This is a genomic window from Peribacillus sp. CSMR9 (assembly GCF_033141925.1).
Classification (GTDB): Bacteria; Bacillota; Bacilli; order Bacillales; family DSM-1321; genus Peribacillus; species Peribacillus simplex_A.
Map to the genome: position 1 here is coordinate 1 of NZ_JAOPHO010000178.1, position 1,532 is coordinate 1,532.

A 1,532-nucleotide genomic window follows, 5' to 3' on the forward strand; every position below is an offset into this window, starting at 1 on the left:
CAGGACCTACGTATGAACCGTAATTTGCAATTTTAAGGAGAATAATTAATTATTTATTGTATTAAACGACTTTATTATCTTTCAAATTAAACAGTTGTATTATTTCTAAACGGGGTCCAGACACATGCCAATCAAGGTAAGATATCATAATACCCCCAGAACGAAAATTTTGTGCATTTTACCGTTTTTATCGTTTTGGGGTAACTCGTTATTGTTAGCTTGATGGGCATGTGGCGGTACCCCTAAACTGGAATGGTGAGAGTATTAAATTTTGATGAATAGTTCGACTCAAGGGTTAAGTCCTAATTCAATTATCCTGCCCAGATATAAGGAAAAGCTGCCTTAGAGACAGCTCTGAACTTCAGTGAATTGAATAGGTAATTATAAGTCTGAAGGTAGTTAATTTCGTTGTAGAGCGTTTCTCAGCAACATTCTTTTAAAAATCAGTGTTTTTAACTTATGTAATCGCCCAATTTTTTAAAAAAATATTAAGGAGTAAAATAGTTCACCAAAAATCTTCTTTCTTTATATTAGACTCAAATTCCCTTAATACCTTGATAAGTTTATATGCAGTAGTTGGTTTCGGCGTTCTTGAATGGTCCGATGTTAAAAGGCTTATTAAGCTTTGGCTGGTATTGCTTTTTTTGGCTAACCAGTCCTGCTTAATATCGTAAACCTCTAAAAAATCTCCAAACTCAGTTTTCTCCTTAGTTTCTTCTTTTAACCAACCAAAAATCATTATATTTCACCTCTCCCTATCCATTTTTGACAACGAAAAAGGGAGTTATACATGTGAATTGTAAAGGTTTTTGATAAAGTAGTTTCCTGCTAGAGTTAATAGCATTCTTCTAATCTCAAATACTTTGAATATGCTTTTGCTGTTAAGCCAAAACATCAGCGCCATACCTATCGGCTTAACAGCATTGCTGTGGACCAAAAAAAATACACAAAATATCGACAAAGTAAGCTTAAATTTAAACCCCAAAAGAATTTCTTGGGAGGCAGAGGCTCAACTACCCAACCCTTCCGTAGGAGCCAACTGTGGTTTTTTTAGGTTTTAACTTTACTCTTGAATAGCTATGCTTCACACAAGGTTCGGGTAGTATTTTTTGAAAAACCCATTCAAAAAATCTCCACCCTTTACTCCTTGCATTCCGCATTTTGGCAGGTGTGGAATCATCGCCAAGCCGAACATACTCAAAACGAGGATTCTCGGAATTCGGCTTGCTCTGACCATTGTACCTGCCAAACCGCCTGTTCTTCCGTTCTTTGTGTTGATCTTTAGCTTATTCTTTTTACGAAATACAGGGGGGCTAGCCCCTCTTGCTATCGCAATTCACCCCAGCCATCCACCACCTCAAAACAAGGAAAATCAAAACACATGAAAAAGTTAACCCTTTCAGTTCAATTTTTTCTGTTGAAGAATCCCCTATGAAATTAAATCGAAAATATTGTGATTGTTGTGGGACATTTAGCATCAGAATACATAAGCGGAGTGGCTAAAATTGAAAAGCGTCTGCTCGTCCTGATTA

The 1,532-nt window shown here is 36.4% G+C and carries 1 protein-coding gene; it reads right to left on the reverse strand.

The features are described from left to right. Nucleotides 1-505: 505 nt before the first annotated feature. A complete protein-coding gene (locus tag N9I19_RS24705; RefSeq protein WP_317779326.1) occupies nt 506-739 on the reverse strand; it encodes an XRE family transcriptional regulator in 234 nt (77 codons plus the stop codon). Nucleotides 740-1,532: the final 793 nt, after the last annotated feature.